Genomic DNA, 24505 nt, shown 5'->3' with positions numbered 1-24505 from the left:
CACAGAACAAACCACAAGCTATTGATTTAACAAGGTTCCCGTGGGAAGCGGCCTTGTGTCGCGATGGGGCGCGAAGCGGCCCCAAGATCTCGGCTTCATGCAAAATTGCCGGGGCTGCTGCGCAGCCCATCGCGACACAAGGCCGCTTCCCACAGGGCGCGGTGCCTCTGCGAGACTAGTTCTCTGCACGACCGCGCAGCCCCGAGGGCTGGGTGATCTCCTAGTGCATCGCAGCGCTGGAGGTGATGCGGTAGCCATCAAACCTTGTCGAATGCCTGCCAGCCGCCACCCAGGGCCTTGTACAACCCCACCAGCGCCTGCGACACGGCGGCCGAGCTGTCGATCCACTGCTCCTCGCTGTCCAGCAGCGCCGACTGCACGGTCAGCACGTTGAGAAAGTCCACCGCGCCTTCCACATACTGGCGCTGGGCGGTTTCCAGGGCGATGCGGTTCTGCCGCACGGCTTCGGCCAAATGGTCGCGGCGCAGCTGGCTGGCGTTGTACAGGCGCAGCACGTCGTCGATCTCATGCCAGGCGCCGAGCACCACCTTGCGGTAGTTCAGCGCCGCTTCCTGCTGCTGCGCCTCGCGCAGTTGCAGCGTGCCCTTGAGCCGCCCGCCTTCGAAAATCGGCAACGACAGCTGCGGGCCGAAGGCGAAGCGGCGCGAATCCCAACCGCCGAAGTCCGACAGTTGCATGGCCTGGAAGCCGACACTGCCCGACAGGCGAATGCTCGGGTAAAAGTCGGCCTTGGCCACGCCGATGCTGGCGGTGGCGGCGTGCAGGCGGGCTTCGGCCTGGCGAATGTCGGGGCGGCGCTCGGCCAGCTCCGACGGCACGCCGATGGCGAAGCGCTGTTGCGGCGCCGGCAAGTCGCCGGCCTGCTGCAACTGGGCCTGCAGGCTGCGCGGCGGTTCGGCGGCGAGCAGGCTCAAGGCGTTGATCAGGTCGTCGCGGCGGGCCTCAAGGGTTGGCAGGCGGGCCTCGATCGAGGCCACCTGGGCGCTGGCCTGGGCCACGTCGAGCCGGGTGGCGACGCCTTCGGCCTGGCGGTCTTCGGAGAGCTTCAGGCTGTGCCGGGCGACCTTGAGGTTGTCTTCGGTCACTTGCAGGGTGTGCTGCACGGCGCGCAGCTGAATGTAGTTGCCGGCGGTCTCCGCAAGCAGCGCCAGCAGCACGCCGTTGCGGTCGTTCTCCGCTACCTCGACGCTGGCATCAGCCGCCTCGACCTGGCGACGCACGCGGCCCCACAGGTCGAGTTCCCAGCCCGCGACCAGGTCGCCCTGCCACAGGTTGTAGGCTTCTTTACCGGCCTTGCCCGACGGGTCGTTGAGGCCTTCGGCGCTGTTGCGCGCGCGGCTGTAGCCGGCGTTCGCATTCACCGACGGTGCTTCATCGGCGGCCACGGTGCCGCGCAGGGCACGGCTTTGCAGCAGGCGGGCGCTGGCCATCTGCAGGTCGAGATTGCGCTCGGCGACCTTCTGGATCAGCGCGCTGAGCTGCGCGTCGTGGAAGCTGTCCCACCAGCGCAGTTCGAGGGGTTCGGCCACCGGTTGGCTGGCGGCGGCTTCGCCTTGCAGGGCGGCCCAGTCGTTCGGGGCTTCGGTGGCCGGGCGCTGGAAGTCCGGGCCGAGGGTGCAGCCGGCCAGCAGCGCGGCCAGTAATGCCGGGGCCGCTGCGCGCCCCATTCGCGGCACAAGGCCGCTCCTACAAGCCCCGACGTTCTCAACATGTTTAACCTGGCCGCTCATCGCGCGGTCACCTCTTTACCCGCCAACTGGTCACCCTGGGTATCGATGGTCGCTTCAACCGACATGCCCACCCGCAGGCGCTCGAGCAGCGGCTGGCCGTCGTCGAAGACGATTTTCACCGGAATGCGCTGCACCACCTTGGTGAAGTTGCCGGTGGCGTTGTCGGGCTTCACCGCAGCGAAGGTCACCCCGGTGGCCGGGGCGATGCTCTCGACGTGGCCATGAAGCTTTTCGCCGGCAAAGGTATCGACGCTGATGGTCACCGATTGGCCCGGCTGCACATGGGTCAGCTGGGTTTCCTGGAAGTTGCCGACGATGTAGGCGCGCGCCAGCGGCACCACCGACAGCAACCGTGCGCCGGGGTTGACGTAGGCGCCCACGCGCAGCGCACGCTCACCGACCATGCCGTCCACCGGGGCGCTGATGTGGGTGTAGGACAGGTCCAGCTGGGCCTTTTCCAGGCCCGCTTCGGCGCGCTTGAGCTGGCCGTCGGCACTGGCCACCTGGGCAGTGAGAATATCCACCTGCTTGCGCGTGGCCAGCAACGCGGCCTGGGTGTTGGCCAGCCGCGCCCGGGCCTGGTCGACCCGGCTGCGCGCCTGCTGGGCATTCTGCACGGTGCCGGCGCCCTGCTCGGCCAGGCGGCTGTAGCGGCCCACCTCATGGTCGGCGAAGGCCACTTCGGCCTGGGCAGCTTTGACCGCGGCCTCGGCCTGGGCAATCAGCGCCGCCTGGCGCTCCAGGGTGGCGCGGGCATCCAGGCTCTGGGCCTTGGCCACCAGCAACTGGGCTTGGGCTGCGTCGAGGGCGGCCTGGTAGTCGCGGTCGTCGATGGTTGCCAGCAACTGGCCGGCCTTGACCTGCTGGTTGTCCTCCACCAGCACCTCTTTGATGAAACCTGCAACCTTGGGCGCCACCACGGTGTAGTCGGCGGTTACATAGGCATCGTTGGTGCTCTGGCGCTGGTCGCTGCCGAACAGCCAGGGGCCGGCGATGGCGGCCAGCACGGCCACGGCCAGTACCGAGCCGATGAAAAGCGTTTTGCGGTTGGGGGTCATTTTGCGTTTCTCGAATTCATCCACAGGCTCAAACCACCGCACGCGGTGGGTAGACCCGGGTAGGCACGAAGGGAATCAGGCAGATCAAGGCAACGGCGATGCACGCCATCACCAGGTAAAGGTCGGCAGAGGTCAGCACCAGCGCCTGGTCGTGGATGCGCCTGGCCAGATTCGCAGCGTTGTCGTCGATCAGCGGCGCATTGCCCAGGCTGTCCACCAGGTGGTTGGAATGAAAATGCCGGCGCAGGGTGCCCAGGGCGTCGAGCAGGCCACCGGCAATCACCGCCGCCAGGCCCTTCACGGTGTTGAACCAGCTGGAGGCGAACGGGCCTTCCTGCGGGGTCATGCCGTTGGTCGAGAGCATCAGCAGCGGCAGCACCGCCATCGGCTGGCCGAACACCTGCAGCAGATAGAAGGGGTAGAAGTCGCCGCGAATCCACTGCGAGGTCAGCAGGCTGCTGCCCACGCACGAGGCCGCCAGCATCGCCAGGCCCAGCGCCAGCACCCAGCGGCAGTCCACCGCACGGATGTTGCACAGCGCCGCGGTGAGCGGCAGGGCGATCAGTTGCGGCATGGCCACCAGCATCATCAGCGGGCTGGTCTGCGCCGGGCGGTAGCCCTGGATTTGCGCCAGGTACGCCGACGGAATGCTGCCCACGCCCGAGAGCACGATCAGCACCCCGGCGAGGGTCACCAGGGCGAAGCTCAGGTTGCGCCGGCCAAGCATGCGCAACTGGAAGAACGGCAGCGGCTCGGACCATTCGTTGAACATGAACAACACCAGCAACAGCAGGCCGCCGCCCAGCAGCCAGCAGATCAGGGGCGAATCGAACCAGCCCCAGCGGTCGCCCAGGGACAAGCCCAGCACGATGCAGCTGATGGCCGGCAGGCCCAGCAGCACGCCGCGCCAGTCGAACTGCTTGAAGCGCTCCAGGCGCAGCGGGTCCTGGGGCAGGCCCCAGCCGACGCAGGCGATGGCCACCAGCGACGGCAGGATGATCTGCCAGAACGCCCACTGCCAGCCGATGTACTCGGTCCACAGCCCCGCCAGCGGCGTGCCCAGGTTGGGGCCGAAGGTGGCGGTCAGCGCATAGCAGGCCAGGCCATACACCTTGATGCCCGGCGGCAGAAAGCGCAGTGCCACGCTCATCAGCATCGGCGGCAAGGCACCCGAGGCGAAGCCCTGCAACACGCGCAGCAGCATCAGGCTGTGCAGGTTGGGGGCGAAGGGTTGCAGCAGGCCGAGCACGGCGAACAGGCCGACGGCGGTCATGGTGAAGCGGCGCAAGGAAAAGGTGGTGGCCAGCCACGGTGCAAAGGCCATGGCCGACACCGAGGCGGCGCTGTACACCGCCAGCAGCCAGGCGCCCTCGTCGGCGCCGATACCCATGGCGCCGCGGATGTCGTTCAGCGAGATCTTGGTCACCGCCTCGTTGAGCCCGGCGCACAGCACCGCCAGCAACACGCCGAACAACCCCACCACCACCTGCACGCCAAACGCCGTCTGCGCAGGGGCGGCCGGCGCGGGGGCGGCGGCCAGCGCGGCAGAGGGCGCGGTCAGGGAACTCATGGGAAGACATCTCCAGCAACAAATTTTTGGCTGGGGCAAGTCTAAGAAGGCCGAATGCTGACGGAAAGCGACTTGTTGGAAGGTTTATGTTGCGTCAGACGCAATCCAGCATTAATCGGTGTCGCCTGCTTCGCGGGTAAACCCGCTCCCACAGGGACCGCGCAATTTTCTGGAACACCGCCAAACCTGTGGGAGCGGGTTTACCCGCGAAGCAGGCGACACCGGTTTCAAGGCTCACCGCCACAACAGGCCTTCATGGTCCTGCGCAACCAGCGGTGCGCCGGGTCGTTGTCGAACCTGGGGTGCCAGGCCTGCATCACCCGCACCTTCTCCAGCGGCACCGGGATCTCGAACGAACGCAGCGGCAAGCCGAACTTGGTCACGCTGCCGAGAATGTTCGCCGGCATCGGCAGAATCAGGTCGGATTCGGGCAACGAGAACATCGCCGAATGGAAACTCGGGGTAATCAACGCCACCCGCCGCTGCACGCCGTGGGTGCCCAGTTCCACATCGATCGGCCCGTTGGCCCGCCCGCGCCGCGACACGCTGATCTGCGGGTATATGGCAAAACGCTCCGGGGTGATTTGATCGTCGAAGATCGGGTGGTCGGCCCGCGCCAGGCCGACGAACCAGGTGTCGAACAGGCTCTGCACCTTGATTTCCGGCACCAGCTCGATGCTCGAACTCACCACCAGGTCGATCTGCCCGTTGCGCAGTACGAGGTCGTCGTCGCCCTGGTGCTCAGGCACAAAGCGCAGCACGGTGTTCGGCGCCTCGGCCATCATCATGTGCAGCAAGCGGGCGCCGTACAGGGCGATGAACAGGTCGTTGGTGCGAATGTTGAACGCGCGGTCGAGGTTGGCCAGGTCCACCTCGTCGCCACTGCGAAACACCTGCCCGGCCTGCTCCACCAGCAGCCGCACCTGGTCGCGCAGGGCCAGCGCCCGGGGCGTGGGCACCAGGCCGCGGCCGGCGCGCACCAGGATCGGGTCGCCCATGGCATCGCGAATGCGCCCCAGGGTGCGGCTCATGGCTGCCGGGCTCAGGTTCATGCGCTGGGCGGCGCCAACCACACTGCCCTCGTCGAGCAGGGCATCGAGGGCGACGAGCAGGTTCATGTCCGGGAGTTGCATGGCAGTTTTCCGTGACTGCTGTGGGAAACGCGATGGTAGCAGGTTGCCGGATTGCGTCAGACGCAATGGCGCCGTGCGTGGGGGGCCATTTATTTGCGGGGGTCAATGCATCGAGAATGCGCTGACCTTCATCGCTGGCATGCCGGCCCTTACAGGCAGCGCATCTCCTTGTAGGAGCCGGCTTGCCGGCGATGGGGCCCGACCTGCCTGGACCCTGTAAGGAAACCCCATGCCCCACTCCGTCCTGATCGCCATCGACGCCTCCCCCGCCGCCGCCGCTCTGCTCACCCTCGCACAGCGCTACTGCCGCCCCGGCGAGCACACCCTGCACGTGCTGCTGGCCATCGACAGCACCTTCGCCGTGCACGACCAGCCCAAGGCCTACACCGAGCAGGAGCTTGAGGAATACCCCGCCGCCTGCGACGAACAGCAACTGGCCGAACGCGCCGTCGCCACCGCCGTGCGCGCCCTGCGCGAAGCCGGCTTCGACAGCCTCGGCTGCATGGTCGCAGGGCAACCGGTGGAAGCCATCGTTGCCAAGGCCCGGGAGCTTGAGTGCGAGCTGATCATCATGGGGCACCGGCATCTGTCCCGGCTCGGCAGGCTGCTGGACCCGTCGATCAGTGCCAAGGTGATTGACCGGGTTCAGGTGCCGGTGTTGGTGGGCTCGGCCTGAACTGCGGACCTTTCATCAGGCAAGGCGCATGAAGTAATGCAACTGCATTGACCAGGTAATGCAATCGCATTACCTTGCCTGCATTACCCATCGCGGATGAACTGACCATGGCAACCACTTTCGATGTCGAGTCGACGCTTACCGAGCGCTACCAGACGACCGTCCCGGAAACCGTGCGACGCGCGTTGGGCTTGAAAAAACGTGACAAGATCCATTACTCGATTCGCCCAGGCGGAGAGGTAATACTCACCCGTGCAGAGGCAACCGAGGACGACCCCGTCGTGGGGCAGTTCATGGAATTTCTGGCCCGGGATATCGCCACAAATCCTCAACGATTGAAGGTTGTCGATGCGCAGCTCGTCGCTCGCCTGGATGCACTGGTAGGCGGCGTTGATATTGATCTCGACCAACCACTTTCGGCGGATGATGAATGACAGAAGCGAGGCGCAAACCTCTTTGCGTGCATGGGTGGAGCGTGTTCGCCCATCCCCTGTTTCTGGATCAGTTAGAGGCGCTAATCGATGAAGTCGAAGCGCTTCAGAAGAAAGACCCGGTCGGGTACTTAAGAAAGAACGCTGCGAAGCGATTGGGAGCCATAAGACGGCTGGCATTCGACGTCATTGCGCAGGCCCCCGGCAGCCCGGTCTATCGCTTGGGCGGCACATTGGGTGCAGAACACAAGCACTGGTTCCGTGCGAAGTTCTTTCAACAGTACCGACTGTTTTTCCGCTACCACGCCTCAAGCAAGATCATTGTGTTGGTTTGGGTAAACGATGATGACTGCAAACGCGCTTACGAAAGCAGTGGTGATGCCTACAAGGTATTCCGCAGAATGTTGGGCTCCGGGCATCCACCTGACGACTGGGATCAATTACTGCAAGAAGCCACAGCCGCGTCAGATAGGCTCAACTCTTCGCTCACTCGCTAACAGCGCCTCAGCTCTGTTCTACCTTTCTGGTCATGCCGGTGATGACGCTAGGTACGTATCAATGGCCCCGCTTTTGCGGGGCCATTCTTTTTATGCTTTGAAGTCCATTTCCTACAAACACATCGAAGAGCATCAACATAGGCATATGAGGTTTCTCCTCACCTGCTCTGGAAACGATGCAAAAAGCCAATTTCCATCAGACTTTCCCCATTCCCTGTAGTCCATTTCCCAAACATACTCCCAGCCCCTTTCAGGCCATTGCTGTGCCTCCGATCGCGCCCTAGTCTCGCCGGGTCGTTGCCCATTCAACGACCGGGCTTAGCCGCTCGCAACACGTCGGACACAGCACTGCCAATTCGGTACCGAGCAATCGGTAGCGGCGCTTCATGGCAACTGTGCGCGGGGCACCTTCGGGTGCGCCGGGTGCCTGACGTCCCGGTCGGCTAACCCGCGTACAGCTGCCACCCATTCGTTTAGCCGCGCTTGGTGGCAGCTCCAACTACGTCAGGAGCATTGCCATGCTGAAGATAGTCCCCGACCCACCCCTTTCCCCCGAACTCTCAACCCTCCTCGAAGACCTGCTGATCCAGATTTCCGAACGGCTGTTCAGCGCCATCGCGGTCACCCACCAGAACGCCCTGCTGCAAGCCACCTCGTCAGGCCGTGGCCTGTCGCTGGCGACCATGCACGAGCTCGAAGCCGCCAGCACGCTGGTGGAAACCGCCCTGGGCAAGATCCAGGTCAGGCACTGACAAGGGAGTGATCAAGATGAACGACAAGACAGCCGGCGTGACCGGCTTCGGTTATGGCGATGGTGAGCAGCCGCTGTTTCGGGTGCAGCCCGGGCAGGATGCAAAGCTTGCGATGGAGCAGGCCTCGGCGATCATGACCTGTGTGAAACGCATGACCCTGCTGGCGGCCACCGATGGCGAGGCGAACCTGGGTTGGGGGGCGCACTTGCTGAGCGATATGGCCAAGGCGGTGATGGATGATGTGGAAGCTGGCCGAGGGCGCGATTCGTAGGAGATCACCCAGCCCTTCGGGCTGCGCTGTCGCGCAGAGAACAGAATTCGTGAGGGCGCCACATATCCTGTGGGAGCGGGTTTACCGGAGTGCCGGACCACCGCGAAGCAAGCGACGCGGAGTCTGGCACCGGCTTCGCCGGTGTTCGCGGGTAAACCCGCTCCCACAGGACCCTGCTAAATCAATGAGTTGTGTTTTGTTCTATGAGAGTTCAAGGCCGCCATCGCGGGGCAAGCCCGCTCCCACGGCGTTAGCTGCGCAGGAGCCGGCTTGCCGGCGATGAGGCCGGTACAGGCAATCACTCGCCCGGCTTGACCACCACGGTACAAGTCGTGCCCGCCGCCAGCAGATACCCCTCGGGCACTTCATCGATGTGAATGCGCACCGGCACCCGCTGGGCCAGGCGCACCCAGTTGAAGGTCGGGTTCACATCGGCGACCAACTCGCGGCTTTGCGGGTTGTCGCGGTCGTAGATGCCACGGGCGATGCTCTCCACGTGGCCAGTCAGGCGCTCGCCGCTCATCATCTGCAGCTCGGCCTTGTCGCCCACCTTCACGTGGGGCAGCTTGGTCTCTTCGAAAAAGCCATACACCCAGAACGAATGCTCATCCACCACCGCCATCACCGCCTCGCCGGTACGGGCGTAGTCGCCTTTGTGGATGTTCAGGTTGGTCACGTAGCCATCGACGGTAGCGATGATTTCGGTGCGCTTGAGGTTCAGCTCGGCGGCGGCCAGCTCGGCCTGGGCGTGCTGGTAGTCGGCCAGGGCCGAGCTTGCGATGTTGCTGGCGTCGTCGCGGTTTTCTTTGGAGATCACCAGGTTGTCCATGTCGGCGCGGCGCCTGGCGTTGACCTTGCGCATCTCCCAGGTGGCCTTGCGCGAGGCGACCATGGCCTTGGCCTGGTCCACTGCCAGTTGGTAGTGCTCGGGGTCGATGCGCATCAGCACGTCGCCCTTTTTCACCTGCTGGTTGTCTTTTACCGGCACATCCACCACATAGCCCGGCACATCGGCGGCCACGTTGATGATGTCGGCGCGCACGCGCCCGTCGCGGGTCCAGGGGGTGGTCATGTAGTGCAGCCACAACTGCCGGCCGATCACCACGGCAGCAGTCAGCACCAGCAGGGTGGCGATCAGGCTGAAGAACTTTTTCATCGAAGGTTTCTCACCAGTAGAGCGACAGCGCCAGGGCGCCGAACAGGCAGACGAACAGGCTCAGGCGCAAAAGCGCCGGGTGCCAGAAGAAGCGGTAGCCGTCATGGCTTGCGATGAAGCGGTCCAGCCCCCAGGCCAGGCCCAAGGCGAACAGGAACATCAAGGTCATGGTGGGCATGTACACGCCATGGAAGGCGATTTCACGGGGCATGGTGCAGTCCTTTGGCCGGAGACAGTGGCGACTGAGGGTCGAGCAGCGAAGTGCGGATGAAATGCAGGTAACTCTGCGCCCGGCGCAGCACCGAGGTGTCGAAGTGCCGGGCGAAGGGCTCGTCGGTGGCCTGCACGCGGCTGATGGCGTGGTCCACCGCCACCAGGGCGCGTTCGTGGTTGCTGGCGCTGGGCTGCAGGAACAAACGCGCCAGCGCCCGGCCCATGACGCGGATGGCCTGGCGCCACGGCTGGCTTTCGGCGTAGGCCGGGTGCACCGGCGCGCGGGCCTGCTCCTTGCGCAGCTCGATCACCGCGTGGCCGATCTCCAGCACCGTGAACATCCAGCCCATCAGCTCGCTCTGCACCTTCGGCTGGCCGGCGGCCAGGCCATAGGCCTGGTGCAGCAGGTCGCGGGTGCGGCTTTCGAAGGCCGAGCCCAGGCCACGCAGGCGCCCGCTGATGGCGAACAGCACCTGCTCGCGCAGCTCCTGCTCCAGGCGGCTCCACAGCCAGCGGCTGTTGGGCGGCAGGATGATCGCCCCGGCCGCGGCGCAGACGAACATGCCGATGACCATGCCGATGTAGTCGTTGATGAAGCTGTAGGGGTCGTACACCGTCAGGTTGTTGGGCACCGAGCCGATGGCGAAGAACACCAGCAGGCCCAGGCCGTAGCCGGCGTAGGCCGGGCGCGAGGCGAGGAAGGCGCCAAGCACGAACACCGGCGCCAGCACCATGCACAGCAACGGAAAACCGTCGATCCAGGGGAACACGAAGAAGGTCTCGAAGAACCCGACGAAGGCGCCGATGGCGGTGCCGCAGGCCATCTGGAACGCCATGCGCTTGGGGTTCGGCGAGGCCGCCGACAGGCCCACGGTGACCGTGGCGATCAGGGTCATCATGGCGCCGCTGGGCCAGTCGCTGAGCAGCCAGTAGCTGCCCAGCAGCAACAGCACCGCAGACGCCCGCACCCCGGCGGCCAGCGACACCAGCCAGCTGGTCTGGGCCACATAGGGCTCGTCCCACTGCTCGCGCTCGTGGGTATGGGCGGCGAGGGAGGCGTGGGTTTCGGCGTAGCTGAACATCTCGTCGACGAAGCGGTACAGCAGTTCGAAAGCGGTGTGGAAGTCCAGCAGGTCGGCCTCGCTGGGTTCGGTGGCCAGGTACTCGGCGCGCAGGCCGCGCACCTGGGCTTGCAAGCCTTCCTTGTAGGTGCCCAGCTCCAGCGCCAGGCGCAGTGCGTCGGCATCGGTCAGCGCCCGGCCCACGTAGGGCTCGAGCAATTCGGCAAGGGTCGCCAGGCCCGGCTCGATAGCCCCGACAATCTGCAAGGGGCCACGTGCGCGCAGGCGCTCCAGCAGGCGGTGCAGGGCGTTGAAACGGGTGGTGATGGCCATGAACTCGCTGTTCATGCGCACCAGCCGGCCAGAGCGCCGGCGCATGTGCGGGTCTTCGAAAGCGGTGACGTTGCGCAGGCTTTCAAGGCCCACGGCTTCGGCCACGAAACGTACGTTGCTGGTTTCGTAACGGTCGCGCTGGCTGTCGCCACGCAGGGCCTCCACCACCACCCCGGCGAAGGTGCCGAAGCGCTGGTACAGGGCGTTGCGCATGGCGGCACTGGCCGACTGCGGCAGTATCGCCGCGCTGACGAAGGTCGACACCAGAATGCCCAAGGCAATTTCCAGCACCCGCCACACTGCCGCCATGAACGCCTGGTCGGGGTGCTGCAGCACCGGCAAGCCAATCATCGCTGCGGTGTAGCCGGCCAGCACGAAGCCATAGGCGCGGAAGGTGCGGTAGCGCATGGCACCGGCCGAACACAGGCCCACCCACAGCGCCAGGCTGGGCAGGAACAGCTCGGTGTTCTGCGGGAAGACCGCAATCAGCGCCACCATCATCGCCGAGCCTGCCAACGTGCCGAGCACCCGGTAGAAACTCTTGGCGAACACATGGCCGCTTTGCGGCTGCATCACGATGAACACGGTGATCATCGCCGTGCGCGGCTGCGGCAGCTCAAGGCGCATGGCCAACCACAGGGTGATGAAGGCGGCGGCCAGCACCTTGAAGATGTACACCCAGGTGACGCCGTCGGTGCGCGCCCAGGCAAAGAAGCCCCGGCGCCATTCCAGGCTGTGCAGCCAGCGCAGGGGCAGGCTTGAACTGCTCATCGGGTGCGGCCCGCCTTGTCGAACAGGGTCAGCGCGGTTGGGGTTTTCGGCGCTGCCTGGTGTTGCTCGTCTGGGACGTCGTCGCCGGCTTGCAGGCCGCCACCCAAAGCGGTGACCAGTTCGGCATGGGCCACCAGGCGTGCAGCCTGCACTTGCTGCTGCACCTGCTGCTGGCGGAACAGCAAAGTCTGCGCGTTGAGCACGTTGAGGTAGTCGGTAAGCCCGCGCTGGAAGGCGACGGTGGCGATGTCGTAGGTCTTCTGCGCAGCGGCGACGCTTTGTGCGGCGAAGTGCGCCTGCTCCTGCATCGACTCGCGGCGGATCAACTGGTCGGAGATGTTCTTCAGCGCACCGATCACTGTCTGGTTGTAGCGGGCCACGGCCAGGTCATAGCCGGCCGAAGCCACGCCCAGTTGCGAGCGCAGGCGGCCGCCGTCGAAGATCGGCAAGCTGATGGCCGGGCCCACGTTGTAGTTGAACTTGCGCCCGGTCAGAAATTCCAGCGGGCCGCCGCCGGTGGCCATGAAGCCGAGGCTGCCGACCAGGTCGACGTTGGGGAAGAAGCCCGCGTGGGCCACGTCGATTCCGCGGGCCTGGGCCGCCACCTGCCAGCGGCTGGCGACCACGTCGGGGCGCTGGCCGACCAGTTCGGCGGGCAGGTTCGATGGCAGCGCCAGCGGCGCGCCGAGGCTCAGGGCCGGGCGCTGCAACCTGGCGCCCTCCCCCGGCCCCTTGCCGGCCAGGGCGGCCAGCTGGTTGCGGGTCAGGGCGATTTCTTCATTGAGGCTGTCGAGCTGGCGGCGGGTTTCCGGCAGCGGCGCTTCGGCCTGGCTCACTTCGAAATGGGTGCCGATGCCGCCGTCCAGGCGGCGCTTGGCCAGGGCGACGATCTGCTCCTGCTGGGCGAGTTCGGCCAGCACGATATCGCGCCGGGCATAGTGCAGGCTCAGCTGGATGTAGCTGCGCACCACGTTGTTTTCCAGCTCCAGCTGGGCCTGGCGCGCCTCGGCAACGCTCATGTGCGCCTGGTCCACGGCCTGTTCGCTGGCATTGCGCTCGCGGCCCCACAGGTCCAGCGCGTAGCTGAAACCGATGGCGGCGTTGTTGTCCCAGGTGTTGGCGCCAGACAACGCGCCCGGGCCGTAGAACTGATCCTCGGGCCAGTTGTGGCGCTTGAGTGTGGCCGTGCCGTTGGCCTGGAGTTGTTCTGCCGACTCCACCACCCCGGCCAGGGCCTTGGCCTCGCGCACCCGGGCCGCGGCCATGGCGAGAGTGGGGCTGCCGGCCAGGGCCTGGGAAACCCAGTCGTTCAACTGCGGGTCGCCATAGGCGCGCCACCACTGCTGGGCGGGCCAGTGGGCATCACGGGCAGCCTCGCGGATTGCGTCGTCGGTGGCGAGTTGGTTGGCCTTAAGGGTCTTGCTTTGCGGGGCGATACCCCAGGTTCCGATACAGCCGCTCAAGGTGAAACAAAGGGCACAGGCACTGAGCGCTTGGAGCGCTCTGACGTTGCGACGCGGCACAGCTGCGATTTCCCGAGGAAGAGGTGGAGGGGCCGGGCAATTCTAGGGGCGGGTTTCATTGGCGATAAGCGCATATTCCTGCGAATCTTTGTTACCAAAACAGCGATAATCCGGCTTTGGTAGGAAAGGCATTCCCGCCACTTCATGTCACAATTTTGTCCTCTAAACCGAGAGTGACCCATGGACACCCTGCAAAACATGCGTGCTTTCAGTTGCGTAGCCCAGCTCGGCAGCTTCACCGCTGCCGCGGCGCAACTGGATACGACCACCGCCAACGTGTCGCGGGCGGTCTCCAACCTGGAAGCCCACTTGCAAACCCGCCTGCTCAACCGCACCACCCGGCGCATTGCGCTGACCGAGGCAGGCAAGCGCTACCTGATGCGCTGCGAACAGATCCTCACCTTCGTCGAAGAAGCCGAAGCCGAGGCCAGCGATGCCCACGCCCGCCCCGCCGGGCAGTTGAAGGTGCATTCGATGACCGGGGTGGGCCAGCACTTCGTGGTCGATGCCATCACCCGCTACCGCGACTCGCACCCGGACGTGACCTTCGACCTGACCATGGCCAACCGCGTGCCCGACCTGCTCGAAGAGGGCTACGACGTGTCCATCGTGCTGGCTACCGAGCTGCCCGACTCGGGGTTCGTCTCGCAGCGCCTGGGCATCACCTACAGCATCGTCTGCGCATCGCCCGCCTACGTGGCGCGCAACGGCTTCGCCAACCGCCCGGCCGACCTGCTCAAGCATTCGTGCCTGCGCATGGTCAGCCCGGTGATCCCGCTGGAAAAATGGCTGTTCGACGGCCCCGAAGGGCAGGAGATGGTCAACATCACCAGCTCGCCGTTCCAGGTGAACTCGGCCGATGCCATGAAGACTGCAATCCGCGCCGGCATGGGCGTGGGCGTGCTGCCGATCTACTCGGCCATCGACGGCCTGCGCGACGGCAGCCTGGTGCGCATCCTGCCGGAGTACCGCCTGCAGGAGCTGAACCTGTACGCCATCTACCCCTCGCGCCAGTACCTGGATGCGAAGATCAAGACCTGGGTCGAGTACCTGCGCAACTCGCTGCCGGAGATTCTCGCCGCGCACGAGGCCGACCTGAAGACCCACGAGCTGCACATCGCCAATTGAAAAAGCCGGTGCATTGGGGCCGGGGACAATGGTAGGTTGCTAAGCAATGACACCGTCCATCGCGGGGCAAGGGCTTGCCCCGCGATGGGGCCCTACCCGCCGCGTACGAGAAGCCGCCCGATGAAAAAGACCGTCCTGGCCTTCAGCCGCATCACCCCCGCCATGGCCGAACGCCTGCAGCAAGACTTCAACGTGATCCTGCCCAACCCGAAACTGGGCGACATCAACGCCCAGTTCAACGAAGCCCTGCCCCAGGCCCACGGCCTGATCGGCGTTGGCCGCAAGCTTGGCCGCGCGCAGCTCGAAGGCGCAGGCAAGCTTGAGGTAGTGTCCAGCGTGTCGGTGGGCTACGACAACTACGACCTGGACTACTTCAACGAGCGCGGCATCGCCCTGACCAACACCCCCGACGTGCTTACCGAAAGCACGGCAGACCTTGGCTTTTCGCTGATCATGGGCTGCGCCCGGCGTACCGCCGAGCTGGACGCCTGGACCAAGGCCGGCCAATGGCAGGCCACCGTGGGCCCGGCGCATTTTGGCAGCGACGTGCACGGCAAGACCCTGGGCATCGTCGGCCTGGGCAACATCGGCGCCGCCGTGGCCCGCCGCGGGCGCTTCGGTTTCAACATGAACATCCTGTACGCCGGCAACAGCCGCAAGACAGCACTGGAGCAGGAACTCGGCGCACAGTACCGCAGCCTCGAGCAGTTGCTGGCCGAGGCTGATTTCGTCTGCATCGTGGTGCCGCTGTCCGATGCCACGCGCAAGCTGATCGGCGCCCGCGAGCTGAAGCTGATGAAGCCCAGCGCGTTCCTGATCAACATCGCCCGTGGGCCGGTGGTGGATGAAGCAGCGCTGGTCGAAGCACTGCAAAACGGCACCATTCGTGGCGCCGGCCTGGATGTGTACGAAAAAGAACCCCTGAGCGATTCGCCGCTGTTCAAGCTGCCCAATGCCCTGACCCTGCCGCACATCGGCTCGGCCACCGCCGAAACCCGCGAAGCCATGGCCAACCGGGCGATGCAGAACCTGCGTGCAGCATTGCTGGGCGAGCGGCCGCAGGACCTGGTGAACCCGCAGGTTTGGAAAGGCTGAGGGCCCTATCGCCGGCAAGCCGGCTGCTATAGGTACGGCACTGGCCTGAAGCTTGTGCAATCCCTGTAGGAGCGGCTTTAGCCGCGAGGCAGGCGCCGCGCTAGATGGCACCGGCTTCGCCGGTGTTCGCGGGTAAACCCGCTCCCACAGGACCCTGCTAAATCAATGAGTTGTGTTTTGTTCTATGAGAACCGGCTTGCCGGCGATGAAGCCCACACGGCTCACCTGAGCTGGCGCCGCCGGCCCAGGTCCTTACGCACCACTTAGCGCGGTCGGGCAAGCGCCACCTGGGCCTTGCCCACTGGCTTGCGAAACACCAGCACATTGCCCGCCATCACCGCCACCAGCCCCAGCAAAGCCGGCGCCGTCCACACATAGCCCTCGGCATAGGCCGACACGTTCAGCGCCACCAACGGGAACAGTACGGTGCAATAGGCCGCCCGCTCCGGCCCCATGCGGCCGACTAGCGTGAGATAGGCGGTAAAGCCGATCACCGACCCCGGGATCACCAGATAGAGCAGCGAGCCGATGTAACGGGTGTTCCATTCCATGGCGAACGGGATGCCGCTGAACAGGCAATACACCGCCAGCATCGACGCGCCGTAGAGCATGCCCCAGGCATTGGTGGTCATGGGCTTGAGCCCGGCTTTTTGCTGCACGCTGGAGAGCATGTTGCCGGCCGAGAAGCACAGCGTGCCGAGCAGCGCCAGGCCCAGGCCGTAGAGGGTTTCGCGGCTGGCACTGTGGTGGCTGAGCTCGGGCCAGAACAACAGCCCCAGCCCGACCAGGCCCATGGAGCCGCCGGCGAGCACGTTGGCGGCGATCTTCTGGCCGAAGAAAATCCGCGCGTTCAGCGCGTTCCACAGCGTAGCGGTGGAGAACACCACGGCGATCAAACCGCTGGCGACCCACTGGCTGGCCGTTAAGAAGCACATGAAGTTGACGCAGAACAGGCAAAAACCCTGGGCCAGGCACACCAGGTGGCCGCGCCGGTTCATCGGCTGCAGGCGCCGGGTAAGCAGCAAAATGCCGAACAGGATCAGCCCGGCCAGGGCGAAGCGGTAGACGATCGACACCGGGATGGCGACCACCCCCAGTTGCAGTTTCAGGGCGATCCAGGTGGTGCCCCAGATAAGCACGGTGAGCAGGTACAGCGACAGGTTCATGGTGGGTACCTCAATTGCCAGGGCCGGCCCTTTCGCGGGCAAGCCCGCTCCCACAGGTTATGCAGCCATCCTGTGGAAGCGGGCTTGCCCGCGAAACGGCCATAGGGTTGGGTACTGAGTCTTGCGCCTGCGCATCCTCTGCGCTTGCACAAACTTGCGCTTTTGCTCACCCGGTAGCTGTCACCGGGCCATCGGCGCAGTAGGATGTGCGTCAGAGGAACCCTCCATGCCCGCACTCGACCACCTGCAAGTCTTCAACGCCATGCACGCCTCGCCCAACGCCCGGCTGGAGCTGAGCGCGCAGCTGGGCGACGGCCTGGCGGCAGCGTTGTGGAGCAACCGCGACGATGCCCGTGACTACCAGGCGCCCAGCCACCACACCCTGTCGTGCTATATCGCCGACGGCACCGGCACCTTCCGCCGGCAGAAGCCCTCTGACAAAGGCTCGCCCGACAAGCTGTGCATCATGCCCGCAGGCCACGAGTCCAACTGGGTGGTCAACGGCGCGATCCGCCTGGCCCACCTGTACGTCAGCGAGGCGCAGTTCGCCCTGGGCTGCACCCGCCTGCTGGACCGCGAGCCGCGGGAGATGCAACTGCACGAAGCAACCTTTCTCGATGACCCGCAACAAGCCGCACGCTTTCGCCAACTGGTGACCCTGCACTGGGCCGAGCCCGGCGAGCGCCTGCTGGCAAGCAGCCTGGCGCACGCCATCATCGACCACGCCGTGCTGCACCAGGCCGGCCTGCGCCAGGGGCTGCGGCTCAAGGGCGGGCTGGCGCCGCATCAGCGCCGGCAACTGGTGGACTACATCGAGGCCAACCTCGACCAGCCGCTGACCCTGGGCGATCTGGCGCTGCGCTGCAACCTGTCCGAATACCATTTTGCGCGGATGTTCCGTACAAGCTTCGGCCTGCCGCCGCACCAGTACCTGCTGGCGCGCCGGCTGCACCAGGCCTGCCGGTTGCTGCGCCTGGGCGAATTGCCGCTGGGGCAGGTGGCGCTGCTGTGCGGGTTTGCCAGTGCCAGCCATTTCAGCAACCGCTTCCGCCAGGCGCTGGGCGATACGCCCGGGGCGTACCGGGCGGCGTTTAGCTGAGAACCGCATCCCACAGGGCTTTGCGATCGAAGTAGGTGATCGCCCTGCACACCAGACCGTCCCGCAGCTCAAGCAAGTCCACACCGGGAACGGCGATCTTCTTGCCTTCGGACCCCGCGATCACACCACTGCCCGTCACGTGCATGATCCATTCCCAGGTAAACCGGTGGCCATCGCCATAAACGCTCACGGTTGTGAACGTCATGTCGGGAAAATTGCGCCACGAGACACTGTGTAGAAAGTTAGCCAACGTATCCCGCCCCAGCCGAGGATGGGGGTCGTCGATATAGATGCCATCGGCGCTGAATGTGCTGGCAAGCCCTGTTGCATCTCGCGACACCCACCCCTCGACATATTGATTCACAACACCAGGTACCTTGCTCTGCTCATCCATTTTCGACGCACCCCATTCCTGATAGAGAGTGCAGGCATCTTCAGCCCCCCCCCTACGCCCGTCTACTGGCAAAAATATCAGTCGCGCAACGGTTAGAACTCCAGGGTACTGGACAAACTCACCTGCCGCGCATCCCCCAAGGCTACGAAGTAACGGTTCACCGCCGAGGTGTAATACACCTTGTCGAACAGGTTCTTCACGTTCAGTTGCAAGCGCACCTTGTGCTCGTCCAGCTTGGTCTCGTAGCTGGCAAAAGCATCGGCCACGGTGTAGGCCGGCAGGTCGAAATCGTTGGTGGCGTTACCGGCGCGCTCGCCCACATAGCGCGCACCGGCGCCCACGCGCAGGTTATCGCCGCCGAACAGGCTGCCGTAGTCGTACACCGCCGACACCGAGCCACTATGGCGGGCAACGTTCTGCAGGCGGTTGCCCTTGAGCGAACGGTCTTCGGTCACCTCGGCATCAGTGAAGGCATAGGCGCCGATCAGGCTCCAGTGCTCGCTGAGCTGGCCGGTCAGGTCCAGCTCGACGCCGCGCGAACGCACCTGGCCGGCGGTGCTGTAGAGGATGGTGCCGGGCACGGTGTCGCCGTCGGACACCAGCACGTTGCGCTTGGTGATGTCGAACAGCGCCAGGGTGCCGGTGATGGCGCCGGGCATGTCCAGCTTGGCGCCCAGCTCCCACGACTTGCCCTGCTCGGGGGCGATGCTCGAATCGAGGGTGAGAGTTGTCGTGCTGCTGGTGCTCAGCGGCGCGATGGTGGAGTTGGGCTTGAACGATTCGCTGTAGCTGCCATAGAACGATAGTTGCTCGTCGACCTTGTACACCAGGCCCGCGTGGGGCACCCAGGCCTGGCCGCTGGTGTCGGTGTTGGCAGTGAACGGCCGGCCACGTCCGGCGTACTGGTCGTACTGCTGGAAGCGCCCGCCGGCCACCAGAATCCAGTGGTCATCCAGGTGCCAGGCATCCTGCACGAACAGCGAGTCGCTGCGCAGCTTGTCGGTCTGGTCGCTGTCGGTGGCACGCACAGTGGTGCCTTCGGCTTGCTGGCCGTAGACCGGGTCGAGGTAGCTGAAGCCCGTGTTCCTGGGCCCCCGAATCAAGTCGCCACGAAATATCTTGCGGTCCTCGTGGTCGATGCCGGCCATCAGTTCGTGGCGCATGCCGGCCAGCTCAAGGTTGCCATTGAGGCTGAAGGTGGCGAACTGGTCGCGGCTCATGGCGTTGTGGGTGCCATCAGCGAAGCGGGTGAGCGTACCTGCCGCCTCATTGACCCCAGTGACACGCACCTGGCTGGCATCGTAGGTTTCGCGGTTGAAGCTGTAGCCGAAGTGGGCCTTCCAGTCGTCACTGAGCTGGTGGTCGACTTCCAGGCGGTACAGGTCGGAGCGCCCTTCCATGTCGTTGTACGGCTCGTCCAGGCGGCGGCTGGCCGGGATGTGCAACGGGTGGCCATCGCTGCCGAAGGCGGTGCCGCGGTCGAACGGGTAGAGAAACTCGCGGTGCTCGTAGGCCAGCACCACTTGCGTGTCCTCGCCAAGCCAGGCCAGCGACGGCGCCACCAGCGATTCACGGTGGGTGCCGAAGTTGCGCCAGTAGTCTTCGTCTTCGTGGTCGACGATCAGCCGGTACGCCAGGTTGCTGTCGCCCAGCGCGCCGGTGCTGTCCAGGCCGCCGCCGCTGCCGTTCTTGCCACTGCCGTAGGTGGAGCCGCGCAGGGTCAGGGCGTTGTACTGCTCAAGCTGCGGGCGTTTGCTGACCACGTTGATCACCCCGCCCGGGTCCTGGATGCCATACAGCAACGAGGCCGGGCCCTTGAGCACTTCGACCCGTTCGGTACTGGCGTTGAGCGCACGGCCCTGCACCAGCGGCATGCCGTCGCGCATGATCGAGCCGTCGCGGTTGTCGCCGAAACCGCGCTTCATCACGGTGTCGGCGGTGCCACCGAAATTGTTGCCCTGGGTGATGCCACTGACGTTGTACAGGGCATCGTCGAGGTTGCGCGGGGCCTGGTCGCGCAGCACCTGGGCCGGTACCACGTTGATGGCGTGGGGGATCTCCAGGCTCGGGCCCTGGCCGCGCATGATCGAGGCGCTGGCCGGCGGCTGATAGCTGTAGTCGTCGGCCTGGGAGGTGATGGTGGTGGCTTGCAGGCTGAGCGCATTGCCGCTGTCGGCCGGCTCCAGGGTCAAGGTGCGCGCATCGAGCCGACGCCAGGCCAGGCCGGAACCTGCCAGCAACTGCTGCAGGGCCTGTTCGGCGCTCAAGCTGCCGTTGAGCGCCGGGGCCTGCAGGTCGGGCAGCGCCAGGGTATAGACCACACTTTGCCCGGTGGCACGGCTGAAGGCGTTGAGCGCCTGGGCCAGCGGCTGGCTTGGCTGGGCGAAGGCATAGGCCTGGCTCTGCTGCGCGGCCAGCGCCTGGGGGGCCAGGGGCAAGGCAGCGCAGAGGCTGAGGCCGAACCAGAGCGGGACGCAACGCGGGGTGAACTTCATGGACGCTGACCTGTGAGAGGAGTGATCGTTTGCGAATGAATCGCACTTCCACTCACTACACGGATGCCGTTGAGGGGTACCTCACCGGGTTTTGAAAATATTTTTTGCAGGGCCGGCCCACTCGCGGGGCAAGCCCTCAGCGCAATACGGTGAAGCGGCCCAGAACGGTTTGCCGCTCAAAGCCCAGCACCTTGCCCAGCGAATCCAGCGCCAGCAGCGGCTCGTCCAGCGGGAAGCTGCCACTGACCTTGCGCTGCGCCAGGGCATCGTCCAGCAGCAGGATTCGCCCGGGGTAATAGCGGCGCAGGTCGTCGACCACCTGCCCCAGCGGCACCTGGTAGTAGTTCAGCCAGCCCTGGCGCCAGGCCAGGCGGCTGTCGCTGTCAACCTGTTCGACGCGCCCGGCCGTGCCGTCGGCGTACACCAGTTGCTGGTCGGCGGTCAGCTGGCTGGGCGGCGCACCCGGTACTGGCGTGACCGCCACCCGCCCGCTGTGCACCGTGACCCGGGTGCCGGCGCCCTGCTCACGCACCTCGAACTGGGTCCCCAATACCCGCACCTGCCCGCCATTGGCCGCCACCACGAACGGCGCGCCGGTGTGGGTCACCTGAAAGTACGCCGCGCCGCGCAGCAAGCGTACCCGCCGCTGGCCGTGGGCGAAGTCCACGGCAACGGCGCTGCCGGCGTCCAGGGTCAGCTGCGAGTTGTCGGCCAGGGTCACCTGGCGCACCTGTTCGCCGCTGGTGTAGTCGGCGCGCAGGTCCTGCAGCCAGTGCTGCGGCTGCCAGCCCGCCGCGCCACCGAGTGCCAGCACCAGGCAGGCGGCCACGGCAAAGCGTCGCCAGTGCGCCGTGCGCGCCGGGCGGCGGATGGCGTCCAGGTACTGCGCAAGGTCGGCCTGCTGTTCGGCGGCCAGGCGCGCGGCGGGGGCTTCGCTCAATTGCCACAGCTGCTCGGCTTCGGCGTAGGCGCGCCGGTGCGCGGCATCCTGCAGCAGCCAGCGCTTGAACGCGGCACTATCGGCCTGGCCCGGCTGCTGGTTGCGCCCCAGCCAGCGCATGGCGGCCTGTGACTGTTCGGCGGTGATCGGCGGTTCAAGGCTCATCGACGGGCGCTCCCTGGCCGGCGCAGTGGGGAGGCGGGTTCGGCGACACTCGCCTTGCACGCTTCGAGGGCGCGCATCATATGCTTTTCCACCGCGCTCTGGGACAACTGCATGGCCTTGGCGATCTCGCCATAGGTGCAGCCATGGATGCGGCTGAGCAAAAAGATCTGCCGGGTACGCTCGGGCAAGGCGCGCAGCGCAGCCTCGATGCACTGCAGGTCGTGGGCCGCCTCCAGCGCCTGCTCCGGCGCCTGGGCGACGGGCTCGTCGTCGTTGTGCTGCAGGCTGTCGGCGGCGCGGTCACGGCTGCCTTCGCTGCGCAGGTAGTCGATGGCCAGGTTGCTGGCGCTGCGCAGCAAGTAGGTGTCGAGGGCCTCGACCTTGACCTCGGGGCGCCGCCAGAAGCGCAGGAACAGGTCCTGCACCAGGTCCGAGGCGGTGGCGCGGCAACCGATGCGCCGGCTGACCAGCGCCTCCATGCGTGCACGCTGGGCCATGAACACCTGGACGAAACGCGCCCGCCCGTTGCCGTTGTCGGCCTCGGGGTCGGTGAGCCCGCCCGGCTCGCTCAAGCCAGCACCGTCAGCAGCGGGCCGAGCACCAGGCTGGCCGCCGCCAGGCCCAGCAGCAGGCGCGGCTGGTAAGGCAGGCCGAACACCCACAAGGTGGCGCCGGCCATCAGCAGCGCGGTCCATTCCACCAGGCCCAGCGCCCAGCCCTGGGCCTGCACGGCCAGTACCAGCGCCAGCGCCAGCAAGGCCCAGCCACCTGCACGCAGGGCCTTGAGCTGAGGCCGCGTGGGCTTGCGCCTGAACAGCTCGACGAAGTGTTTTTCCATGGCCAGGCACAGCCCGGCGAAACCGGCAAAAACGATCAGCGCGACGCCCAGCATCAGTGCGCCTCCGCGGTTTCTGCCGCTGCCTTGCCAGCGCGTGGCGCGCGCTTGGCCGCCACCTTGGGCGCGCGCAGCATCTTGCTGGCGGCCCAGGCGAGGAACAGCCCGGTACCCAGGGCGGTGAGGTCGAAGCCGGCCATGGCCCAGTCGCGCACGGCGATGGAGTGGTTCAGGCCCTGGCCGGTGGTCACTGCGTTGAGCAGCGGCAGCAAGGCGAAGGCCAGTGCCCCCAGCCCCAGTTGCTCGGCCCAGGCGCGGCGGCCAGGGCGCAGCATGGCGTGCAGCAGCGCCAGCCCCCACAGCGTGAAGAAGCTGTCGATCTCAAGGCCCGAGCGCCCTTCAAGCCCTGCCGGCAACAGGCGGTTGGCCCAGAAGAACGCCGCCACCCCCAGCAACAGGCCGCTCATGCTGGCGATGTTGAGCACCTCGACCAGGCGCAGTTCGCCGGGCATGTGGCCGCTTTTGGCGTGCTTGAGCTGGCGCTTGCCCAGCCACATGACCAGGCCCGTGCCGATCACCGCCGTGCCGGCCACGCCGAAGGCAAAATACAGCCAGCGCAGCCAAGGCCCGGCGAAGTTGCCCATGTGCAGGCCGGCGAAGGTGAACGAGGTCATCATTGCCGCGCTTTCCGGCGCGCCCTGGCGCAGCAGCTCGCCAGTGGCGCCGTCGAAGGTCCAGTTGGCGCTGCGCCGGTAGGCGACGTGGTCGGTGCTGGCCTGGGACAGGGTTACCCGGGCACTGGCGTCACCCGGGTTCTGCACCTGCACCGAACCGATATGCGCCCCCGGCGCCAGGGCCTGGACCTTGGCGTAAAGCTGCGGCAACGGCACCAGCGGCACGGCCACCCCGGCCACCGCCGGGGTTTCGTCGCGGCCGAACAGGTCGTTGAAGTAGCGCCCGGCATCGCCGTAGCTGGCGAGAATGCCAGCCGGCATCACCATGTACATGAACAGCACCAGGCTGCTGTAGCTGATCATCAGATGGAACGGCAGCACCAGCACGCCGATGGCGTTGTGGCCGTCCAGCCACGAGCGCTGGCCCTTGCCGGGGCGGAAGGTGAAGAATTCCTTGAAGATCTTCTTGTGGGTGATGATGCCGGTGACCAGCCCCAACAGCATAATGAAGGCGCAGAAGGTCGACAGCCAGCGGCCCCAGGGGTAAGGCATCTGCAGTTCGAAGTGGAAGCGGTAGAAAAACTCGCCGCCACGGCTGTCGCGGGCCTCGACCTCCTGGCCGCCGGCCGCATCCAGTTGCTTGCGCACAAAACCTCGGCGCCCGCCGGCATCAGGGTCGCGCCAGCCGACAGTGAGGGCCGGCTCGCGCTCGCCGGGCAGGCGGATGAACCAGCTGGCGGACTGCCCGGCATTGCTCTGCAGGTAGCGTTGCGCCAGGCCCAGGCTGTGTACCGGGTCCAGCGGGTGGGCCTGGATCTCGGGCTGGCTCCAGTGGCTGATCTCTTCCTTGAAATAGGTCAGGGTGCCGGTGAGAAAAATCGCGAACAGCAGCCAGCCGAAAATCAGCCCGGTCCAGGTGTGCAGCCAGGCCATGGCCTGGCGAAAGCCTTCTTTCATCCGTTGTTCATCCAGTAGGCCAACCCGTTGATCGCCCCCAGCAGCAGGCTCGGCAGGAGCACGCCCAGCCAGGCGCGCCAGGCACTGCGGCAGGCGAAACACCAGATGAACGCCAGCACCAGGAACACGAACGACAGCAGCATGCCGACCAGCGCGGCGTCGACCTGCGCCATGGGCAGCAGCAGCGCGCCGCTGACGCTGACCAGCGAGGCCAGCAGGTAGCCGCCGACCAACGCGGCGAGGCAGCGCGAGGCCACGGCAAGGCGATAGCTGAGGGGCAGTCCGACGGCTTTGCTGGTCATCGCGGTGGTCCGGGGAAAGGGGGTGCAATAGTAATGATTTGAATTCTCATAAGCAAAGT

General features: G+C 65.9%; 24 protein-coding genes. 8 read left to right on the top strand and 16 right to left on the bottom strand.

The window, feature by feature from the left end:
* Positions 1-257: 257 nt before the first annotated feature.
* The 4 genes from KSS93_RS07710 to KSS93_RS07695 all read right to left on the bottom strand — a co-directional run bounded on the left by KSS93_RS07710 (position 258) and on the right by KSS93_RS07695 (position 5512).
* The gene (locus tag KSS93_RS07710) at positions 258-1688 is read right to left on the bottom strand and encodes an efflux transporter outer membrane subunit (RefSeq protein ID WP_217888694.1); all 1431 of its coding nucleotides are present in this window, start codon (positions 1686-1688) and stop codon (positions 258-260) included.
* Between the two features lie 59 nt (positions 1689-1747).
* Entirely contained in the window at positions 1748-2809 is a 1062-nt protein-coding gene (locus KSS93_RS07705; RefSeq protein WP_217887786.1) for an HlyD family secretion protein, read from the bottom strand.
* Between the two features lie 28 nt (positions 2810-2837).
* Positions 2838-4379: an MFS transporter gene (locus KSS93_RS07700; RefSeq protein ID WP_217887785.1), complete on the bottom strand. Its 1542-nt coding sequence runs from the start codon at positions 4377-4379 to the stop codon at positions 2838-2840.
* A gap of 227 nt (positions 4380-4606) precedes the next feature.
* On the bottom strand, positions 4607-5512 hold the full coding sequence (locus tag KSS93_RS07695) for a LysR family transcriptional regulator (protein ID WP_217887784.1): 906 nt from the start codon (positions 5510-5512) through the stop codon (positions 4607-4609).
* A gap of 229 nt (positions 5513-5741) precedes the next feature.
* Here KSS93_RS07695 and KSS93_RS07690 point away from each other — a divergent pair, with 229 nt between their 5' ends.
* From KSS93_RS07690 to KSS93_RS07670, 5 genes are all read left to right on the top strand, one after another.
* The gene (locus KSS93_RS07690) at positions 5742-6188 is read left to right on the top strand and encodes a universal stress protein (RefSeq protein ID WP_217887783.1); all 447 of its coding nucleotides are present in this window, start codon (positions 5742-5744) and stop codon (positions 6186-6188) included.
* 107 nt (positions 6189-6295) lie between these two features.
* Positions 6296-6622: a type II toxin-antitoxin system PrlF family antitoxin gene (locus tag KSS93_RS07685; protein WP_217887782.1), complete on the top strand. Its 327-nt coding sequence runs from the start codon at positions 6296-6298 to the stop codon at positions 6620-6622.
* Positions 6619-7116, top strand: a complete 498-nt coding sequence (locus tag KSS93_RS07680; RefSeq protein WP_217887781.1) for a type II toxin-antitoxin system YhaV family toxin — start codon at positions 6619-6621, stop codon at positions 7114-7116. The genes KSS93_RS07685 and KSS93_RS07680 overlap by 4 nt, the downstream gene beginning before the upstream one ends.
* 518 nt (positions 7117-7634) lie before the next feature.
* Positions 7635-7868, top strand: coding sequence for a hypothetical protein (locus KSS93_RS07675; protein ID WP_217887780.1), 234 nt, complete (start codon positions 7635-7637; stop codon positions 7866-7868).
* A gap of 16 nt (positions 7869-7884) precedes the next feature.
* Complete coding sequence (locus KSS93_RS07670; protein ID WP_217887779.1) at positions 7885-8139, top strand: DUF3077 domain-containing protein; 255 nt, start codon at positions 7885-7887, stop codon at positions 8137-8139.
* A gap of 298 nt (positions 8140-8437) precedes the next feature.
* Here KSS93_RS07670 and KSS93_RS07665 read toward each other — a convergent pair whose 3' ends face one another.
* From KSS93_RS07665 to KSS93_RS07650, 4 genes are read right to left on the bottom strand one after another with little or no spacing between them, the layout of a single operon-like run.
* Complete coding sequence (locus KSS93_RS07665; protein ID WP_217887778.1) at positions 8438-9295, bottom strand: efflux RND transporter periplasmic adaptor subunit; 858 nt, start codon at positions 9293-9295, stop codon at positions 8438-8440.
* A gap of 10 nt (positions 9296-9305) precedes the next feature.
* Positions 9306-9506, bottom strand: coding sequence for a DUF1656 domain-containing protein (locus KSS93_RS07660; RefSeq protein ID WP_008097766.1), 201 nt, complete (start codon positions 9504-9506; stop codon positions 9306-9308).
* Positions 9496-11673 (bottom strand): FUSC family protein, encoded by a 2178-nt coding sequence (locus KSS93_RS07655; RefSeq protein ID WP_217887777.1) that lies wholly within the window; start codon positions 11671-11673, stop codon positions 9496-9498. The genes KSS93_RS07660 and KSS93_RS07655 overlap by 11 nt, the downstream gene beginning before the upstream one ends.
* Positions 11670-13196 carry an efflux transporter outer membrane subunit gene (locus KSS93_RS07650; RefSeq protein WP_217887776.1) on the bottom strand — a complete coding sequence of 509 codons (1527 nt, stop codon included), beginning with the start codon at positions 13194-13196 and terminating at the stop codon, positions 11670-11672. Before KSS93_RS07650 ends, KSS93_RS07655 begins: the two co-directional genes overlap by 4 nt.
* Before the next feature lie 180 nt (positions 13197-13376).
* Between KSS93_RS07650 and KSS93_RS07645 the strand changes: the two genes are divergently transcribed.
* Together KSS93_RS07645 and KSS93_RS07640 are read left to right on the top strand one after the other, a co-directional pair.
* Positions 13377-14324 (top strand): LysR family transcriptional regulator, encoded by a 948-nt coding sequence (locus KSS93_RS07645; protein WP_217841843.1) that lies wholly within the window; start codon positions 13377-13379, stop codon positions 14322-14324.
* A 120-nt stretch (positions 14325-14444) separates the two neighbouring features.
* Positions 14445-15419, top strand: a complete 975-nt coding sequence (locus KSS93_RS07640; protein WP_217887775.1) for a 2-hydroxyacid dehydrogenase — start codon at positions 14445-14447, stop codon at positions 15417-15419.
* 263 nt (positions 15420-15682) lie between these two features.
* Here KSS93_RS07640 and KSS93_RS07635 read toward each other — a convergent pair whose 3' ends face one another.
* The gene (locus KSS93_RS07635) at positions 15683-16585 is read right to left on the bottom strand and encodes a DMT family transporter (RefSeq protein ID WP_217887774.1); all 903 of its coding nucleotides are present in this window, start codon (positions 16583-16585) and stop codon (positions 15683-15685) included.
* 226 nt (positions 16586-16811) lie between these two features.
* Here KSS93_RS07635 and KSS93_RS07630 point away from each other — a divergent pair, with 226 nt between their 5' ends.
* Positions 16812-17684, top strand: a complete 873-nt coding sequence (locus KSS93_RS07630; protein ID WP_217887773.1) for a helix-turn-helix domain-containing protein — start codon at positions 16812-16814, stop codon at positions 17682-17684.
* Here KSS93_RS07630 and KSS93_RS07625 read toward each other — a convergent pair.
* From KSS93_RS07625 to KSS93_RS07595, 7 genes are all read right to left on the bottom strand, one after another.
* Positions 17677-18078, bottom strand: a complete 402-nt coding sequence (locus tag KSS93_RS07625; RefSeq protein ID WP_217887772.1) for a nuclear transport factor 2 family protein — start codon at positions 18076-18078, stop codon at positions 17677-17679. The genes KSS93_RS07630 and KSS93_RS07625 overlap by 8 nt on opposite strands.
* Positions 18079-18170: 92 nt before the next feature.
* Entirely contained in the window at positions 18171-20573 is a 2403-nt protein-coding gene (locus KSS93_RS07620; RefSeq protein ID WP_217887771.1) for a TonB-dependent siderophore receptor, read from the bottom strand.
* A 136-nt stretch (positions 20574-20709) separates the two neighbouring features.
* Positions 20710-21678: a FecR family protein gene (locus KSS93_RS07615; protein ID WP_217887770.1), complete on the bottom strand. Its 969-nt coding sequence runs from the start codon at positions 21676-21678 to the stop codon at positions 20710-20712.
* Positions 21675-22175 (bottom strand): RNA polymerase sigma factor, encoded by a 501-nt coding sequence (locus tag KSS93_RS07610; protein ID WP_437179999.1) that lies wholly within the window; start codon positions 22173-22175, stop codon positions 21675-21677. Before KSS93_RS07610 ends, KSS93_RS07615 begins: the two co-directional genes overlap by 4 nt.
* A 71-nt stretch (positions 22176-22246) precedes the next feature.
* Positions 22247-22570, bottom strand: a complete 324-nt coding sequence (locus tag KSS93_RS07605) for a DUF3325 domain-containing protein (protein WP_217887769.1) — start codon at positions 22568-22570, stop codon at positions 22247-22249.
* On the bottom strand, positions 22570-24144 hold the full coding sequence (locus KSS93_RS07600; RefSeq protein WP_217887768.1) for a PepSY-associated TM helix domain-containing protein: 1575 nt from the start codon (positions 24142-24144) through the stop codon (positions 22570-22572). The genes KSS93_RS07605 and KSS93_RS07600 overlap by 1 nt, the downstream gene beginning before the upstream one ends.
* Positions 24141-24446 carry a DUF3649 domain-containing protein gene (locus KSS93_RS07595; RefSeq protein ID WP_217887767.1) on the bottom strand — a complete coding sequence of 102 codons (306 nt, stop codon included), beginning with the start codon at positions 24444-24446 and terminating at the stop codon, positions 24141-24143. The genes KSS93_RS07600 and KSS93_RS07595 overlap by 4 nt, the downstream gene beginning before the upstream one ends.
* Between the last annotated feature and the right edge of the window lie 59 nt (positions 24447-24505).

It is taken from the genome of Pseudomonas xanthosomatis, from assembly GCF_019139835.1.
Lineage (GTDB): Bacteria > Pseudomonadota > Gammaproteobacteria > Pseudomonadales > Pseudomonadaceae > Aquipseudomonas > Aquipseudomonas fakonensis.
Note: the sequence above shows the minus strand (reverse complement) of the source record. Positions and strands in the feature narration are given on the sequence as shown.

Excerpts from the sequence above, each read along its gene's own strand:
- KSS93_RS07710 (WP_217888694.1), bottom strand. The coding sequence starts at position 1,688 with ATGGGGCGCGCAGCGGCCCCGGCATTACTGGCCGCGCTGCTGGCCGGC.
- KSS93_RS07705 (WP_217887786.1), bottom strand. The coding sequence starts at position 2,809 with ATGACCCCCAACCGCAAAACGCTTTTCATCGGCTCGGTACTGGCCGTG.
- KSS93_RS07700 (WP_217887785.1), bottom strand. The coding sequence starts at position 4,379 with ATGAGTTCCCTGACCGCGCCCTCTGCCGCGCTGGCCGCCGCCCCCGCG.
- KSS93_RS07695 (WP_217887784.1), bottom strand. The coding sequence starts at position 5,512 with ATGCAACTCCCGGACATGAACCTGCTCGTCGCCCTCGATGCCCTGCTC.
- KSS93_RS07690 (WP_217887783.1), top strand. The coding sequence starts at position 5,742 with ATGCCCCACTCCGTCCTGATCGCCATCGACGCCTCCCCCGCCGCCGCC.
- KSS93_RS07685 (WP_217887782.1), top strand. The coding sequence starts at position 6,296 with ATGGCAACCACTTTCGATGTCGAGTCGACGCTTACCGAGCGCTACCAG.
- KSS93_RS07680 (WP_217887781.1), top strand. The coding sequence starts at position 6,619 with ATGACAGAAGCGAGGCGCAAACCTCTTTGCGTGCATGGGTGGAGCGTG.
- KSS93_RS07675 (WP_217887780.1), top strand. The coding sequence starts at position 7,635 with ATGCTGAAGATAGTCCCCGACCCACCCCTTTCCCCCGAACTCTCAACC.
- KSS93_RS07670 (WP_217887779.1), top strand. The coding sequence starts at position 7,885 with ATGAACGACAAGACAGCCGGCGTGACCGGCTTCGGTTATGGCGATGGT.
- KSS93_RS07665 (WP_217887778.1), bottom strand. The coding sequence starts at position 9,295 with ATGAAAAAGTTCTTCAGCCTGATCGCCACCCTGCTGGTGCTGACTGCT.
- KSS93_RS07660 (WP_008097766.1), bottom strand. The coding sequence starts at position 9,506 with ATGCCCCGTGAAATCGCCTTCCATGGCGTGTACATGCCCACCATGACC.
- KSS93_RS07655 (WP_217887777.1), bottom strand. The coding sequence starts at position 11,673 with ATGAGCAGTTCAAGCCTGCCCCTGCGCTGGCTGCACAGCCTGGAATGG.
- KSS93_RS07645 (WP_217841843.1), top strand. The coding sequence starts at position 13,377 with ATGGACACCCTGCAAAACATGCGTGCTTTCAGTTGCGTAGCCCAGCTC.
- KSS93_RS07640 (WP_217887775.1), top strand. The coding sequence starts at position 14,445 with ATGAAAAAGACCGTCCTGGCCTTCAGCCGCATCACCCCCGCCATGGCC.
- KSS93_RS07635 (WP_217887774.1), bottom strand. The coding sequence starts at position 16,585 with ATGAACCTGTCGCTGTACCTGCTCACCGTGCTTATCTGGGGCACCACC.
- KSS93_RS07630 (WP_217887773.1), top strand. The coding sequence starts at position 16,812 with ATGCCCGCACTCGACCACCTGCAAGTCTTCAACGCCATGCACGCCTCG.
- KSS93_RS07625 (WP_217887772.1), bottom strand. The coding sequence starts at position 18,078 with ATGGATGAGCAGAGCAAGGTACCTGGTGTTGTGAATCAATATGTCGAG.
- KSS93_RS07620 (WP_217887771.1), bottom strand. The coding sequence starts at position 20,573 with ATGAAGTTCACCCCGCGTTGCGTCCCGCTCTGGTTCGGCCTCAGCCTC.
- KSS93_RS07615 (WP_217887770.1), bottom strand. The coding sequence starts at position 21,678 with ATGAGCCTTGAACCGCCGATCACCGCCGAACAGTCACAGGCCGCCATG.
- KSS93_RS07610 (WP_437179999.1), bottom strand. The coding sequence starts at position 22,175 with ATGGCCCAGCGTGCACGCATGGAGGCGCTGGTCAGCCGGCGCATCGGT.
- KSS93_RS07605 (WP_217887769.1), bottom strand. The coding sequence starts at position 22,570 with ATGCTGGGCGTCGCGCTGATCGTTTTTGCCGGTTTCGCCGGGCTGTGC.
- KSS93_RS07600 (WP_217887768.1), bottom strand. The coding sequence starts at position 24,144 with ATGAAAGAAGGCTTTCGCCAGGCCATGGCCTGGCTGCACACCTGGACC.
- KSS93_RS07595 (WP_217887767.1), bottom strand. The coding sequence starts at position 24,446 with ATGACCAGCAAAGCCGTCGGACTGCCCCTCAGCTATCGCCTTGCCGTG.